This is a genomic window from Mycobacterium innocens (genome assembly GCF_900566055.1).
In the GTDB taxonomy this organism is placed as follows: domain Bacteria; phylum Actinomycetota; class Actinomycetes; order Mycobacteriales; family Mycobacteriaceae; genus Mycobacterium; species Mycobacterium innocens.
The window spans coordinates 1-15,997 of sequence record NZ_UPHQ01000087.1 but is presented as its reverse complement, the minus strand read 5'-3'; the positions used below and the strand labels follow the sequence as shown (position 1 = coordinate 15,997).

The following is a 15,997-nucleotide window of genomic DNA, read 5'->3' as shown; positions in this document are numbered from 1 at the left end:
ATCGCCCGTGACTGTGTGCTGGGCCTAGCTTGTCGCATGTAAGCGGGGCAAACGGTATGATCGGTTACGCCGAAAACCTATGTGGCAGAAGTGCTGCGGCCAAGACGCCCGGAGTCAGCCTGCGGGCCTCCTAGTTCCTCAAATAAGCGAGTCGGCGCGTGGGCGAGCTTCTCCTCGGGCAGACCGTTAAGCTGCAATGTGTTCGAGGCATTCGCCTCGCGGGTGAGGAAGCCGGTGAGTTCTCCGATCGAACTCATCAACGGAGCCGGGAACACGACAGTGGTGTTTTTCTCCACACCAAGTTCCGCCAGGGTCTGCAAGTTTCGCAGCTGCAAGGCCAGCGGGTGCTGCATCATGGTGTCGGACGCGTCGCCGAGGGCCGCCGCGGCGCGGGCTTCGCCTTCTGCGGCAATGATTTTGGCTCGCTTCTCCCGCTCTGCCTCGGCCTCGCGGGCCATGGCGCGCTTCATGCTGTCCGGCAGTTGGATGTCCTTGAGCTCGACCAGGGTTACCTCCACTCCCCAATCGACGGTGGTGGTGTCGAGGATTTGGCGGATGCTGCCGTTGATCTTCTCCGTTTGGGCGAGCACCTCGTCGAGGGAATGTTGCCCAACGACATTGCGCAGGGTGGTCTGTGCGATCTGATTGATGGCGGCGTTGACGTTTTCGATAACAACGACGGATTTGCGCGCGTCTACGACACGGAAGTAGGCAACCGCGGCAATGTCGACGCTGACATTGTCACGGGTGATAATGCCCTGCGACTGGATGGGCATGGTAACGATCCGCATCGAAACCCGCCACAGGCGGTCGATAATCGGCACGATCAATCGCAGCCCGGGTTCGCGCACCCCAACTACCCGGCCCAACCGAAAGTGCACGCCGCGCTGATACTGCTGCACGACCCTGATCGACGCCGCCAGCAGCACCACCAGGACAAGCCCGAAAACCAAGGAAACCGTTCCATTTTGGGTCATCACAACTACCTCAATTCGTTCCCCCGCAGCATCCATCGACCAGATGCTTGCCATCAACGCTAGAGCCGACGTCGCCGCCGGTCAGCGGCCAGAAGTCCGCTGTTCCCCGGCGAAGGTCCCTTCCTCGTGGTGCACTCGGCGCCTGATTACATGGACACCGCCGTGGCTGCGCGCGGGACAACCCAGCCCGGTTGGGGTGCATGGGCCTTTCGCCCCTATCGCGGGCAGCGTTTAGGCGATCGAATCAAATGAGGTCGTCTCACCCGATGAGAGACAATGGCACGAAAGATGGAGCCATGAGCAGTTCACAACCGATCCCGGCCGGGACGCGCATGTTTGCCCGCGTGATCGGTCCCTTTCTCGTTCTCGTGACGATCACGGCGATCGCACGGACCTCGGAAATGCGAACGCTGCTGACGGAGTTCCGGGCCAACTTTGTGTGGCCCTGGGTTTCTGGCGCGTTCACTTTGCTGATCGGGCTGATCGTCGTCGCGCTGCACCGGCACTGGCGGGGAGCCCCCGCGATCATCGTGTCAGCGGTCGGATGGATGACCACGCTCAAGGGATTCTTCCTGATGGCCTTCCCCCAAACCTACCTGGGGTTTGCCAGCGACGCGATCGAAGCGCTGGCCTGGTGGCGGGGCACGTTCATCGTCATGGCGCTGGCCGGGCTATATCTAGCCTTGGTCGGATGGGCTCCCACGCCGCATCAGACCACGCCTCAACCGGCAAGCCCTACTACGGACCTGCCGCGCGCCGCCTGATCAAATCCGCACGCCTAAAGCAGCTTCCAGCTCAGTCAGGCATTGCTCGGTCAGCGGTATCAACGTCTCGATGTCGGGCACGATTTCGCGGCCCGCGACGTAGCCGAACCCGACCTGGTCGGCGTAGGAGCACGTCGTCACGTTAAGCGCCTGCCCGTCGTAGACGGTGGACACCGGATATATCTCATCGACATGCGCGCCGTTCCAATATCTTTCGGCGCGAGGGCCGGGAACATGCGAAATCGGAACGTTGTATCCGGTGCGGATCTTGGGCGAAAACGGCAGCAGCGGAAAAACTACCGTGGCGGCGATACTTCCAGCGACCGTCAGCAACGATGCCGCCGATCCGCGCTTGCCCACCCACTGTTTTCCCTCCGACATCGACCGGTGAATCAGGTCCAACCGTCCCACCGGATCATCGATGTTGGTGCCCAACGGGCACAACCAAAGACCGAACATATTGCCATGCTCGTCGTCAGCCCCGGCGTGCTCATGACCACGCACCGTGATCGGGCAGGCCGCCACCAGCGACTGGTTGGGCAGTTCGCCGCGGTCCAGCAACCAGCGGCGCAGCGCGCCCGCCACCATGGCGGTCACCACGTCGTTGCCGGTGACACCGGCGGCATGTTGAACCGCCTGAATGCGAGTCTTCGGCCAGCTGCCCGCAGCGACGGCCCGCTCGGGCCCGAGACGACCGTTGAATCGCGTGTAGGGAGCGCCAAAAGGCAGCACGGTCGTATGGCCGATCAAACTGTCGAGTACGGTGGATATCTCGCCGGTGACAACATGATTGATCAGCCCTACACCCGACGCGGCGGCGCCGGCCAGCGTCCGCAACGGCGCCACCAGACGAGGTAACAGACCAGTCGACGTCGACGACGGCGCGCGTTCCCGGTGGCGCTCGGCGTAGAAGGGTGGCATCGATCGCCGGTCCGCATCGGTGCTCAGCGCCTCGGCAATCATCTTCAACCCGGCCACGCCGTCGATGACGGTGTGATGCACCTTGATATAAAACGCGAATCGGCCACCCGCGAGCCCATCGATCAGATAGGACGTCCACATCGGGCGGGACCGATCGAGGCGCTCGGCATCCAGCTCGGCGATCAGCCGCCAGAATCCGGAACCGTCACCGGAAACCGTACGCCGCTGGCAGTGTTGCCCGATGTCAACGGTGTCGGCGTCACGCCAGACCCAGATGCCCCCGGTGTCCACACCCTGATGCGGATATCGCCGCAGCCTGGGGTCGATCGGATCGTTGCCCGCCTGCGTTTCTCGATACAGCTCGTCGACGTATTCGGGACCCGCATCCGGCGGTGGTGACAAGATCAGCACAGCGCCGACATGCATTGGGTTGGACAACATTTCCGCGGTCATCATCGCCGCGTCCAGCGGATCCAGAGGATTCATTTCGCCCTCCACAACTAGGCGGGGCGGTCGCGCTCCGCCGCCGGGCGGTCCAGGAGCCCTGATTGCTGCAGTGCCTCCTCGACAAACCGCTGCACAGGCCGGGACCGGAAGAAGCCCGCGTGACCACCGGGGTACCAAACGATTTCGGGTTTACCCCAGTGCTCCCAGAGGCGGGTCACCTGCTCGCGTGGATGCACGAGCTGGTCAGCGACACCGGCGTAGATGAAACGGCCGGCCATGGGCACCAGCGGGGTAAGCGAAAGAGGCGAAATCATCCGGCCGATCGGCTCGGCCATCCTCACCGTGTCGCGGCGTGGGTCGTCGCGATTCAGGCCGGAGTGGCGGCCGAGCAGCTCAACCAAATCAGCGACCGGAACACCGAGAATTGCGCAGGTGAGGCCCTCTTCGAGGCTGGCCACCAAGGACGCCAGGTAGCCGCCGAGCGACAGACCGTTCAACCCGATCAGCGATTCCGGCTCCTGCAACCGGATCCAGGACAACAGCCGCCGGATGTCCCAGACCCCCTGAGCCGTTGCGTGGACGTTATCGAGAATATCCTCTCCGGGAAATACCGCGCCTTTCGGCAGGCCGCGCGCCCGCGGGCCGTGCATGGGAAGTACCGGCATGACGATGTTCAGGCCCAGCTCGTCGTGCAGTTTCCAGGACCGAAACAGCGCAAGATCGAGCGGGGCGCGCCCCATCTCGGTGCCGTGCACACACACCAGCCAAGGGCGCGGTTCGGAGTGGCGCAGCAACAGCGCGTACTCGCGGTTGTTCGCGGTGTATCCCAGCCATCGTTCGGCACCCGGTTCGCCTGGGTGCGGCGCATAGCCGCTGCCGAATTGCAGGCGATAAAAGGTACGTCGGCGGTCCTTGACCTTTCGGACCGTGATGTCTGCGAGCGGCGGTGGATCGGCAAAAAACCCCCGCGGCCACCCCAGCCATCCCCGGTTCCCGTAGAACTCCAAGCCCGCGGCCACTTCATCGCGGATTCGCTCGAACACTTCTCGGTCGCTGATCGGGCGTCGCGCTTTGAGGCCCATCAGGACGATCTCGTCACGAAACGCCTGGGCCGCCAACGCAATAGTGGGCCGTGCGATCGGCAGCTCGCCGGGGCTGTGATCGAGATAGTCACGCCACGATTGGGCAAAATAGCGGCCGGTGTGCAGGAATGGCTTGACCACGTTGCCCAAACCACCGATGACTGGCGGGCTCAGCTGCCGTGAACCCGGGTGATCACGGACGTCGTCACCCGCCGAAGTTGCCATGGCGGCAAAGCTAACAGCCCACGCCGTAACACGTTAGGGTCTTACGTCCCGCCGAAAGTCACTGGATGGGACAAATGTTCATGCTACGTAGGGACTTTAGTCACTCGTGCCGGTGACTCGACGGTCGTAACTTCATCAGCGTCGGCAACTGCCGAAGTTTGCGAGCACGCCGATCGAGTAGGAGTTGAAATCATGACAGAGACGCCACAGAAGGCCGAGCCACGCTGGGCCGAGCTTTCCGACGAGGTGCTCGAATCGGTTGAAACCGGCCGTAAAAAAGCCATCGAGGCCGTCCGCAAGTTCGTCGATCAGATCGATTCCGTGCTCCCCGACGAGTCACGACGCAAGACCGTTGTCGACGCTGCCCTGGACTTGGCCGATGATTTGGTCACCGCACGGATGGAGTTCTTCCGCAGCGTGGTGCGAAGCGCCGGCCAGGCGGCAAGCAAAACACGCTGAACTGAACCACCGAAACCGCCGCAACGTCAATGTGCGTTGCGGGTTTGCTTCGGATTGTCTTCTCTGGCAAGGGTAAACTCTTACTCCGGGTCATTCGACGTCGGGCTCGCCCGACATCCGCAGCACCGCCTCGCGGGCCTTGCGTTGCACGTCAACGGCCGCATCCCAGTCCGGGCCCGCCGGCCGGATCGGTGTACCGATGACGACGTCGACCGCGCCCCGGCGCGGGAAGTGGTGGCCTGGTCTCATGACCGACCGGGTCCCCCGGATGGCGACGGGAAGGGCCGGCACCCCGGCCTCGGCCGCGACGACGAATGCGCCGATGTGGAAGGGCCGCAAACCCGGGGCGCGGGCCAGCCGGCCTTCGGGGAAGATGACCAGCGATTGGCCCGCTCGCGCCCACCCGACGAGTTGGTCGGTGTCGGCCACACCCTGCTCCCGCTGTTGACGTTCGACGAACTGGGTGCCCAGCCGCCGCAGCGCAAATCCGTACAACCCCTGCTGCAACCGCTCGGCGACGACGAAGTGGAACGACGGCGGCAGCACCGAGGCGAGCACGATTCCGTCGATCCAGCTCGGATGGTTGGCCACCGCGATGCAGGTTTGGGCCGGCAGGTGATCGCGGCCGTGCACGGTGATCGCCGTTCCGGTAAGGCGGGCCAGCAGCCGGATCGATCGCCGAACCGCCCACCAGCGCCATCGCTCCCGCGGCAACAGCATGAGCAAAACCACCAACGCCAGCCCCAGGACCAGGTACACCGCCCAGGTGTAGGCCGCGAATGCGACGGCGGACGCCGCGCGGCCGGTGCGGCGCATCGACGGGGCCGCGCCGCGCAACCGGAGCCGCACCAACTCCCACCACACCGCATGTGGCCGGGCGCCGATTCTTCCCGCCTCGTAGAGTTGCCGGCTGGCGGCCCGCCGGATCTTGCCGCTCGAAGTCTTCAACACCGCGCGCGGCGGCGCCAGCACCACGTCGTCCGGCGGTACACCCAGCAAATCAACTGTGGTGGAGGCGATTTCGGAGCGCAGCGCGGCGCGGGCGGCGTCTTCGGTCAGCCGGGTCTCGGCCATCACGACGAGTCGCTCGGCGCCCCCCGACCGATCGGCGGAGGCGAACACCGCCACACAACCCTTGCGAACCCCGGTGAGGTTGCCGATGGCCTCTTCGAGCTCGGCCGGATGCAGGTTGCGGCCGGCCCGGATGATCAGATCCTTGACCCGGCCGGTGACGTAGAGGTCGGCGTCAGCCATGTAGCCCAGGTCGCCGGTGTCGAGCCAGTCGCCGTGGAACAGCGCACGGGTGGGCGTCGGGTTGTTGAAATATCCGGCGGTCGCCGACGGACCACGGAACTCGATGCGTCCTTCGCGGCGATCGCCCAGTTCGGTGCCGGCAGTGTCGACGATGCGGATTTCGTGGCCGGGCAGCGGCTGACCGGAGGCCACGAAGCGCAGTGCGTCACGCTCGTCGGGCCGGGCCGGCGCGGCCCGCCCGGAACGCACGAACTCGTCGCGGCGGATCCGGTCGATCAGCGGACCCCGGCCCAGCGGCGGGAAGGCCAGGCCCACCGAGGATTCGGCCAGGCCGTACACCGGGGTCATCGCGTCTCGCCGGAAGCCGTACGCCGCGAAGCGGTCGGCGAACCGCTCGATCGTCGTGGGGCTCACCGGCTCGGCGCCGTTGTAGGCCAATCGCCACGAGCTCAGGTCGAGCCCCTCGATCTCGTCGTCGCGGACCTTGGCCAGGCACAGCTCGTAGGCGAAGTTGGGACCGGCCGACATGGTCGCCCGGTTTGCGTGGATGGCCCACAGCCATCGGGACGGACGGATGAGGAACGCCTGGGGACTCATGACCACCAGGGGCACACCGAAATACATGCACCCCAGCCACGCGCCGATCAGACCCATGTCGTGGTACAGCGGCAGCCAGCTGACGAACGTGTCCGTACCCGACGCCCCGGCGGCCTGGCCCATGGCCCGGATGTTGGCAAGCAGGTTGCGGTGCGCGAGGGCGACCCCTTTGGGCTGGCCGGTGCTGCCCGAAGTGTACTGCACCAGGGCGAGGTCGTCGGTTCTAGGCCTGGGCAGTGCGGGCCGGCCCGGTCCCAGGTTTTCGCCTGTGCCCGTGAGGGTTTCGGGTACGACGACGTGACGCAGGCTTTCGACGTTCGACCGCAACAGGTGCCCGAGCGTCACCGCCTCCGGCACGGTGACCAGCAGCGTGGCCCCGGCGTTGGTGAGGATGCCGGTGGTGCGGCGCAGATGATCGGCCAACTGGGATGGCCGGGCCGGCGGGTAGACGGGAACGGGCACCGCGCCGGCGAGGACCACACCGGCGAACGTGGTGAAGTAAGCCCGGCAGGTGGGCAACATGATGGCGACCGTCTCGCCCGGCATGACGTCGTGTGCGATCAACCCGGCCGCGACGGCGGCCGCGTCCCGGTGCAGCGTCGCATACGTCAGGTCCGTGCCGCCGCCGGAATCGTCGAGCAGCCGGATGTGCATGCGCTCCGGGGTCGCGCCGACGTGCCAGTCGAGGACATCGTTGAGGGTCGACGCCGCTTCGGGCGCCAGCCCTCCCGGTTCCGTGGCCGGAAGGGACACCATGGCGCCGCGCTCAGGGGCCAAGACGGGATGGCCGCGAGCGACCGCCACCACCAGGTCACGCGGTGTCTCGGCACGGGCCAGCAGGTCCGACGGCAGCGCCACCCCGTACTTGCCCTGGACCCGCAACAGCAGTTCGGCCAGTTCGAGGCTGCCGATACCGAGGTCGTCGAAAGTGCTGTCGAGGGTCACCGAGGGGGGCATGGCATGCGGGTGAACTTCGGCGACCAGGCCACGCACCAGTGCCAGGACGTCGCGCTCCTCGCCTGCCATCTGTCAGGACGCCGCTCTGGACCCCGCGACCCGTTCGCGAATCCGTTCCGCGAAGGCCGCGGCCCGATCCAGGTCGTGGTGGTCTGGCCGGCCCTTGTTGATCCCGCCGATGTACCCGAACGGCCCCACGGTGTCGAGGCCCCGGCAGGAGAACAATCCGATCACCTCAAAACCCTTGGCAGCAAGCTGTTTTCCCATCGGCTTGTGATAGCTGGTCAGCGGGATCTCGCGGGCGCCGCTGGTGAAGAAGGTGAACGCCGCAACGCCGTCGACCCGCGGCAGGCGACGCAAGAAACTCCGTAACCTCGGGTGCACCGCCATGTAGTAGATGCCTGATCCGAAGCCGACGAGATCGTAGTCGCCGAGTGTGTGCGGATCGACTTGCTCGGGTTCGACTACCCGCGCGTGCAGCACCTCAGCCATCCTTTCGGCGACCCGGCGGGTGTTGCCGTGCGACGTCGACACGCACACGATGAGCGATTTCATCGGCCAACTCCTTCCGATACCGAAGCCGGACAGCTCCATACTGCGCAGCCACCGCGCCGTCGGGTAGGGCGCAAAGGCCCCAGATGGCAGAGGCGTTGTACTCGCCTCAGTCGAATGCGTGGATCACCTGGTAGGCCACATTCAGGATCTGCTTGCGCAGGACCTCATCGAGGGGCAGGTCCCGGAGGGCTGGGATCTGCACCGTCGTGGTGACCACACCGGGATCCTCCCGCTCCCAACAGGGATGCAGCTTGCGCGCCAACGCGTGAACAGCTTCGTTGCCGGCTAGCACCTGGGCACAGAAGCGGTCGATGCCATCGGTGCGTGCCGCGATCGCCAGGGCGGTCAGTAGCATCGTCCCGATCCCCCGACGCTGATACGCGTCGCCGACGGTAAGCGCGACCTCGGCCAGGCCGGGGTCGTCCTTGTCCCGAACGAACCGGCCGACCGCGACGACCGGCCCGTCGGCGCCATTGGTCATGACCCAGACGAAATGATCGACATAGTCGACCTCGAACAGGTAGGCCAACCGCGCATCGTTGAGCTGGTATGACGACATGAAGCGCCGATACAGGGTTTCCCGGGAGAACGTCCCGCTGCTCTGGAACCGTTCGGCATCGCCGGGCAGGACCGGGCGCAACAGCAGATCAGGATGGTCTTCGACGGATACCGGGATCGGAGCGACGTAGGCCGCCAGCCGTTGTCGCGCGGTGCGGACCATTCGCTCGGCGACCGCCGGGATGGCCAGCATGGCCTCGAAGGCGTCGTTGTATCCCAGATAGCCGTTCACGTCGTCTTTGGCGATCACCGTCGCCGTCCTCGTCGTGTGCCGCAACAACGCGATTTCGCCGACGATCAGCCCCGCCGACAGCTCCGTCACCGAAATCTGGCCGTCCCGGTCGACGTGCCTGACCTCGACCCGGCCGTCGGTGATGATGGCAAACGACTCCGCCCGGTCACCCTGGCGCATCAAAACCTCGCCCGCCAGCGAATGCAGCGGCTTCAGGTGGTCAGCCAACCCTGTGAGCTGCTCCGTCGCGATGTCGGCGAACACCGCCACCGCTGCCAGATCCTGCGGCCGGACTGGGTTCACCCCGGCCCGCCCACGAACGAGTCCGGCGCCGCTACGCGGTGATCGGTTGCTACAGCAGTCATCTCGCTCATTTTCCTCGGGTTGCCCGACATCTCCAACATCCCCAACATCCCCAACATCCCCAACATCGAAGTACGCTACTCGCCCGGTCCAGCGGTGGCCTGGGCCGAAAGACCCTTCCGCGGGGGACTTCGGCGGGTCCGGACACCGACCAAAGCACACCGGCAACGGTGCTCTTGGCCTCTAGGGCCGGGGAGGCGCCGGTGGTCAGATCGATACTTACGAGCTGACCAACTCCGGAGAACCGGGAGACCACGATGAACGCACCGATCTGGCGGCATCACAAGGTCATGACGATCTACCAGGTGACCGACCGCCTGCACGACGGACGTACTGCCCGAGTAACCGCGAACGAGATCACGGCCACGGTAGCGGGCTGGCTGTCGGAATTGGGCGTCCAAAGCCCGTTGGTCGACGACCTGGCGTGCGCGGTGCGTACCGGTGACTGGCCGACGGCCTATGCCATCGGCGAATGCCTGTCCATTCAGGTGATTATCGCGGCCTGAACCCGGCCCGCTGACACCTGAAGGGACGATTGCCGCCGGCTGGATGACTTTGGTCCCTATACCTGTCCCGGCAACCGCACAAGCATCGGATGTGTCAAGGCACAACAGAAAAGATCGTCATGCACCACTTCGCTAGCCAATCAATGTTGATTCCTTTGGGCGAGAAGGGATTTGAGTCATGAATGCCGCACTCGCCTCGCTGGAGAAGCCCGATTTCTCCAAGATCGACAGCCGGCCGCCGTCGGTGGCGAGGATGTTCCTCGACCGGGTGGCCGCCACCCCCCACGCGGAGGCCTTCCGCTATCCACACGATCACGGCTGGGAGAGTGTCACCTGGGAGCAGGTCGGTGAGCGCGTACACCACCTCGCCGCGGGGCTGATCTCGCTCGGGATTGCCGCCGAGGACCGGGTGGCGCTTGCCAGCTCGACGCGATACGAGTGGGTGCTCACCGACTTCGCGGTGATGTGTGCCGGCGCCGCAACCACCACCGTCTACCCGACGACCATCGCCCCCGACGTCGCCTACATCGTCGCCAACTCCGGCAGCCGGATCGTGGTCGCCGAGGACCAGAAGCAGGTCGACAAGTTGCTCGCGCACCGCGCCGAACTGCCTGCGGTGAGCAAGGTCGTGATCATCGACGGCAAAGGTGACGGCGACTGGGTGATCACCCTCGCCGACCTGGAGCAGCTGGGTAAGCAACTGCTGGCCGACTCCCCCAACGCCGTCGAGGAGCGGGCGGCGGCCGTCGGTCCCGACCAGCTTGCCAGCCTGATCTACACCTCGGGCACCACCGGGCGGCCCAAGGGGGTGCGGCTGACCCACGGGGCCTGGACGTACACCGCCGCGGCCATCGACGCCCTCAACGTGCTCGGACCCGACGACCTGAACTTCCTGTGGCTGCCGCTGGCCCACGCCTTCGGCAAGGTGATGCTGGCGCTACCGCTGTCGATCGGGTTCACCACCGCCATCGACGGGCGTGTCGAGAAGATCGTCGAGAATCTCGCGGCGCTGCATCCGACCGTCATGGGTGCCGCACCCCGGATCTTCGAAAAAGCCCATGCTCGCATCGAGCAACTGGTCGCCGAGCAAAGCCGTTTCAAGAGAACGGTTTTCGGATGGTCGATGAGGGTGGGGTTGAAGGTGTCGGCGGCCCGGCAAGCAGGGCGGAAACCCTCGCCGGCCTCCGCACTGGCATACAAGCTGGCCGACCGGCTGGTGTTCTCGACCATCCGCGAGCGTTTCGGCGGCCGGATCCGGTTTTTCGTGTCCGCGGCCGCCGCCCTGGACCGCAACGTCGCGCAGTGGTTCGATGCGATCGGCATCACCGTCCTCGAGGGGTACGGGCTGACCGAGACCGCTGCCGCGTCGTTCATCAACCGCCCGCACGCGTATCGGTTCGGCACGGTGGGCTGGCCGTTCCCGGCTACCGAGGTCAAGATCGCCGGCGACGGCGAAATCTTGCTCAGGGGACCGGGTTTGATGACCTCCTACCACGATCTGCCCGAGGCGACCACCGAGGCACTCGACCCGGACGGGTGGTTCCACACCGGCGACATCGGTGAGGTCGACGCCGACGGCTACTTGCGGATCACCGACCGCAAGAAGGACATGTTCAAGACCTCCCAGGGCAAATACGTGGCGCCTTCGGCAATCGAAGTGCGGTTCAAGGGCCTGTGCCCGTATGTCGGCGAACTCATCGTCATCGGCGAGGCCAAGCCCTACTGCGTGGCACTGGTCAGCCTGGACCGTGAGGCGATCACCGATTGGGCGGCCAAACACGGTTTGGCCGGCCGATCATTCGCCGAAATCGCCGGTGACGACCGGACGCGCACCCTGATCGCGGGATACATCGACATGCTCAACGCGGAACTGAACCGCTGGGAGCAGATCAAGAAATTCACCATCCTCGACCGCGAGCTCTCCATCGAATCCGGTGACCTGACGCCGAGCATGAAGCTGCGCCGCAAGGTGGTCGTCGGCAAGTCCGCCGACCAGATAGCGGCTCTGTACCAAGACTGATCGCCGCACAGGCAACCTGCGGGTAAGTATCACGACGACATAGCGGAGAAGGTGGGCATGCGATCAGAACGCCTCCGATGGCTGGTAACCGCCGAAGGTCCAGTCGCCTCGGTGTATTTCGACGACTCCCACGACACCGCCGATGCCGCCGGGCAACTCGAGGCGAAATGGCGGGATATCCGTCGGCATCTCGAGGAGCTGGGGGCAGCCGCGGAACTCGTCGGCAAGCTCGAAGACGCGGTGCTGCACCATCGACCGGCCGTGGGCCGTCGCGGCCGCGCGGTCGTCGCCACCAGCGACCAGGTGCTGATCAACGAGCAACTCCTCAGCCCGCCCCCGACGACGGTGGTCCGCCTGTCCGATTACCCCTATCTGGTGCCGTTGATCGACCGCGAAATGCTGCGGCCCACATACGTGTTCGCCGCCGTGGACCACACCGGGGCCGACGTCCGGCTCTACCGCGGCGACACCTTCAGTTCCACCAGCATCGACGGCGGCGGCTACCCGGTCCACAAACCGGTCACCGCGGGCTGGAACGGCTACGGCGATCTGCAGCATACGACCGAGGAAGCCATCCGGATGAACTGCCGCGCCGTCGCCGACCACCTCACCCGGCTCGTCGACGACGCCGACCCCGAGGTGGTGTTCGTCTGCGGCGAGGTCCGTTCGCGCTCCGACCTGGTTTCGGCATTGCCGCAACGGGTGGCGCGGCGGGTGTCCCAATTGCATGCCGGCGCCCGCACCAGCGGCATCAGCGAGGACGAGATCCGCGACTTGACGGCAGCGGAGTTCACCCGCCGGCGATCCGCCGAGCTGACCGACGTCGCGGAACGTTTCCAGGCGCAGCTGGGACGTGCCGCGGGGCTGGCCGCCGAAGGGGTGGCCGCGGTGTGCGCGGCGCTGCGTGACGGCGACGTCGACACCCTGATCATCGGCGAACTGGGCGACACCACGGTGGTCACCGGCGCAGCGCGGACGACGGTCGCTCCCGATGCCGACGCGTTGTCCGAGCTGGGTGAGCCGGTGGCACGGGTGGTTCGGGCAGACGAAGCATTGCCGTTTGCCGCGATCGCGGTTGACGCGTCGCTGGTACGCACCGACGACCGGCTGACTCCCGCCGACGGTGTGGGCGCGCTGCTCCGATATGCCGCGACCGACAGGCTGGCCGGGCAGAGTTCGTAGGGGCGCAGGCCGCGTTCAGTTAAACCGCTCGGCAGGCTTGACGTGCTGCCGAACGCAGGTGCAATGTGATACTCGTCATATGACCACTGGTCACGCGGGGCCGGAAAGGCGGCAACTCATGAGCACGAGAGACAAGTACACGGACGTGCCCGAGCCGTACTCATGGGAGGTCCCCAGCGTCGGCGACGCACGCTTCAGCTGGGAGTACGACGAGGGGCGCGCCCGGCTCCTTTCCCTGTATCAAAAGGGAAAGGACAAGCAATGGGATGCCCAGTCGCGCATCGACTGGGCGCAAGACGTCGACCCGCGCAACCCTGTCGGATTGCCCGACGAGTTTCATCCGCTGTTCGGCAGCCCGATGTGGGACGCGGCAGATGAGGCACGGCGCGCCGAGATGCGCCAGCACTTCCAGGCCTGGCAGTTCTCGCAGTTCTTGCACGGCGAGCAGGGCGCGATGGTCTGCGCGGCCAAGATCGTCGAGGTCGTCCCAGACCTGGACGCAAAGTTCTATGCGGCCACCCAGACCATGGACGAGGCCCGGCACGTCGAGGCGTTCTCGCGGTTCCTGCAGGAGAAGGTCGACCTGGTCTACCCGATCAACAAGCACCTGACCGCGCTGCTGGAGGACACCCTGCGCGACTCCCGCTGGGACATGCCCTACCTCGGGATGCAGGTCTTGATCGAAGGGCTCGCGCTCGCCGCGTTCGGGGTGCTGCGTGACATGGCGGCGCCGGACTCGCTGGCCAAGCAGTTGCTGGCCTACGTCATGCAGGACGAGGCCCGGCATGTCGCCTTCGGAAGGATCTCGCTGAAGGACTACTACTCCGCGCTGACCGAGGCCGAGCGGGGCGAGCGCGAAGAGTTCGTCGTGGACGCCTGCTACCTGATGCGTGACCGGTTCCGCGGCGAGGAGGTTTTCGAGACCCTCGGCATGGACGTCCAGACGTGCGCCGAGTGGGTTGACACGTCACCGCTGATGATTCAGTTCCGCTCGCACCTGTTCAGCCGAATCGTGCCGATAGTCAAGGACATTGGGCTGTGGGGCGACAAGGTGCAGCAGGCCTTCCGGGACATGGGCGTCCTCGACATGGCCGGCTTCAACATCGAAGCGCTGATGAAGGCCGATGAGGATCAGGCGGAGGCGCTGGACAAGGCACACGCCGAGATGGCCGACCGAGCCCGCGAGGTGGACCAGGTGATCGCGGCGGGCGCCAGCTAGTCAGCCCGCCGCCTGAGCCGGCGCCGTCGTCGCGGCGTCGGTCGCGAAGAACCTCTGTAACGCGTCGGCGATCTGGGCACGAATCGGGGCTCCGGAGACGACCACGTCCACCATGGACAACGACAGGTGCGTGTGTCCTCGAGTCCGCACATGCCGGGTGGGAACCCCTGCTGCCGCAAGCGCTTCGGCGTACGCGTCGCCTCCATCGCGTAGCGGGTCGAACTCTGCTGAGACGACGATCGCAGGGGGCAGGCCCGACAGATCCGGCGCACGCAGCGGGGCGATCCTGGGGTCATCCCGTACGCCCGGATCGGCATAGTGGTCGAAGAACTATCGCATCAACGGGGCCGTAAGCCCGTAGCCGTCGGCGTTGTCGGAGTAGGAGCCTGAGCCTCGGGCCTGATCGGTGTCGACGACGGGCGTGATCAACGCCTGGCCGACAATCGTCGGCCAGCCCGTGTCCCTGGCTAATTGGCAGACCACGGCCGCGATGCCGGCACCGGCGCTCCACCCGCACACCGCCAGTCGTCCCGGGATGCCGCCGAGCTCTTCGGCATGCTCGGCAGCCCATCGCACGGCCGCCCAGCCGTCGTCCAGCGCGGCGGGGAAGCGGTGCTCGGGCACGTGCCGGTAGTTCACCGACACGATGAGGGTGTCGCTGCGCACGCAGAGATCTCGGCATACCGGATCATCGGAAGTCTGGTCGCCGAGAGCCCAACCGCCGCCGTGGAAGTAGACGACTACCGGGGCTGTCGGGGGTTTGGCCCCGGACTCGCCGGCCGATCGGTAGGCCAAATCGCCGGCAGCACCGGGCAGCGACCCGTCCACGATTTCGCCGACGTCTGGACCCGGTGGACGTGCCAAGTTGATTTCGTTCATCAAGGCGCGCGCCTGTTCGGGTGGCAATGACTCCATCGGTGGCAGGTCCAGCAGCGCCATCTGCTCGAGGACCATCTGCACGTCGGGTTGCAGGCGGCGAATAAGGGTTATCGATGCCGCATCGTCGACGTACCGCATCCAGCCGACCTCGGCGAGCTTGGTGGGTTCGATCTGGTCGAAGCCGTGGGCGCGCAGATAGGTCAAAGCGTCGGCGACGAAATCGACGTGTTGCTCGATCGACACGGCCATGTTCGAGAGCACCGAGGGGCTGTGTGGGCCCGCGATGAGAAAGAGGTTGGGGAACCTCTCGGTCGTCAGGCCGAGGTAAGTGGACGGACCGTGCCGCCATTTGTCCTTCAGCGCGAGTCCGTCCCGGCCGACGATGTCGACCGCCGCCACCGCGCCCGTAATTGCGTCGAAGCCGGTGGCGAACACGATCGCGTCGAACTCAAAAGATTCACCGGCCGTACCGATTCCGGTGTTGATGACGCTTACCAACGGCCGGTCTTGCAGATTCACCAAACGCACATGGGGCAGGTTGAACGTGGCGTAGTAGTTGGTGTCCAGGCACAGCCGTTTCGCGCCGACGGGATAGGTCGTGGGACACAGCGCCTCGGCCGTCTGGGGGTCACGCACGATACCGCGAATCTTACCGCGGTTGAACTCGGCGAAGTGAATCGTCCCGGGTTTCGTGCGCACTTCCTTTCTTGGGAAGGATGGCACGATGCCAAGCAAGTACGACGAGAACACCAAGGCCAAGGCGGTCCGATTGGTCCGTGAGCATGCCGACGACTACGACT

Annotated in this window: 12 protein-coding genes and 1 pseudogene; 6 read left to right on the top strand and 7 right to left on the bottom strand. The window is 65.7% G+C overall.

The genetic code is table 11. From position 1 onward, the window contains the following. Positions 1–77 precede the first annotated feature (77 nt). Positions 78–977, bottom strand: coding sequence for a slipin family protein (locus EET03_RS10025; RefSeq protein WP_081255032.1), 900 nt, complete (start codon positions 975–977; stop codon positions 78–80). 296 nt (positions 978–1,273) lie between these two features. Here EET03_RS10025 and EET03_RS10020 point away from each other — a divergent pair, with 296 nt between their 5' ends. Then, positions 1,274–1,741: a hypothetical protein gene (locus EET03_RS10020; RefSeq protein WP_063469043.1), complete on the top strand. Its 468-nt coding sequence runs from the start codon at positions 1,274–1,276 to the stop codon at positions 1,739–1,741. Here EET03_RS10020 and EET03_RS10015 read toward each other — a convergent pair whose 3' ends face one another. Then, complete coding sequence (locus EET03_RS10015; RefSeq protein ID WP_075543247.1) at positions 1,742–3,148, bottom strand: wax ester/triacylglycerol synthase family O-acyltransferase; 1,407 nt, start codon at positions 3,146–3,148, stop codon at positions 1,742–1,744. Between the two features lie 14 nt (positions 3,149–3,162). After that, positions 3,163–4,416, bottom strand: a complete 1,254-nt coding sequence (locus tag EET03_RS10010) for an alpha/beta hydrolase family protein (RefSeq protein ID WP_099194100.1) — start codon at positions 4,414–4,416, stop codon at positions 3,163–3,165. A 192-nt stretch (positions 4,417–4,608) separates the two neighbouring features. On the opposite strand from EET03_RS10010, the gene EET03_RS10005 reads away from it, so the two are divergent. Further along, complete coding sequence (locus tag EET03_RS10005; protein ID WP_023372822.1) at positions 4,609–4,875, top strand: hypothetical protein; 267 nt, start codon at positions 4,609–4,611, stop codon at positions 4,873–4,875. Between the two features lie 90 nt (positions 4,876–4,965). Here EET03_RS10005 and EET03_RS32365 read toward each other — a convergent pair whose 3' ends face one another. From EET03_RS32365 to EET03_RS09990, 3 genes are all read right to left on the bottom strand, one after another. Continuing rightward, entirely contained in the window at positions 4,966–7,752 is a 2,787-nt protein-coding gene (locus EET03_RS32365; protein ID WP_099194099.1) for an AMP-binding protein, read from the bottom strand. A 3-nt stretch (positions 7,753–7,755) separates the two neighbouring features. Continuing rightward, positions 7,756–8,238, bottom strand: a complete 483-nt coding sequence (locus EET03_RS09995; RefSeq protein WP_075543219.1) for a flavodoxin family protein — start codon at positions 8,236–8,238, stop codon at positions 7,756–7,758. 106 nt (positions 8,239–8,344) lie between these two features. Then, entirely contained in the window at positions 8,345–9,331 is a 987-nt protein-coding gene (locus EET03_RS09990; protein WP_075543218.1) for a GNAT family N-acetyltransferase, read from the bottom strand. Between the two features lie 317 nt (positions 9,332–9,648). Here EET03_RS09990 and EET03_RS09985 point away from each other — a divergent pair, with 317 nt between their 5' ends. From EET03_RS09985 to EET03_RS09970, 4 genes are all read left to right on the top strand, one after another. Then, positions 9,649–9,897 carry a hypothetical protein gene (locus tag EET03_RS09985; protein WP_075543217.1) on the top strand — a complete coding sequence of 83 codons (249 nt, stop codon included), beginning with the start codon at positions 9,649–9,651 and terminating at the stop codon, positions 9,895–9,897. A 178-nt stretch (positions 9,898–10,075) separates the two neighbouring features. Beyond that, positions 10,076–11,917: an AMP-dependent synthetase/ligase gene (locus EET03_RS09980; RefSeq protein WP_075543216.1), complete on the top strand. Its 1,842-nt coding sequence runs from the start codon at positions 10,076–10,078 to the stop codon at positions 11,915–11,917. A 57-nt stretch (positions 11,918–11,974) separates the two neighbouring features. After that, entirely contained in the window at positions 11,975–13,099 is a 1,125-nt protein-coding gene (locus EET03_RS09975; protein WP_099194098.1) for an Rv2629 family ribosome hibernation factor, read from the top strand. Between the two features lie 118 nt (positions 13,100–13,217). After that, positions 13,218–14,318, top strand: a complete 1,101-nt coding sequence (locus EET03_RS09970; RefSeq protein WP_075543214.1) for a ferritin-like domain-containing protein — start codon at positions 13,218–13,220, stop codon at positions 14,316–14,318. Positions 14,319–14,453: 135 nt separating this feature from the next. Here EET03_RS09970 and EET03_RS31330 read toward each other — a convergent pair. Next, positions 14,454–15,446: pseudogene (locus tag EET03_RS31330) on the bottom strand (alpha/beta hydrolase); the annotation flags it as partial. Between the last annotated feature and the right edge of the window lie 551 nt (positions 15,447–15,997).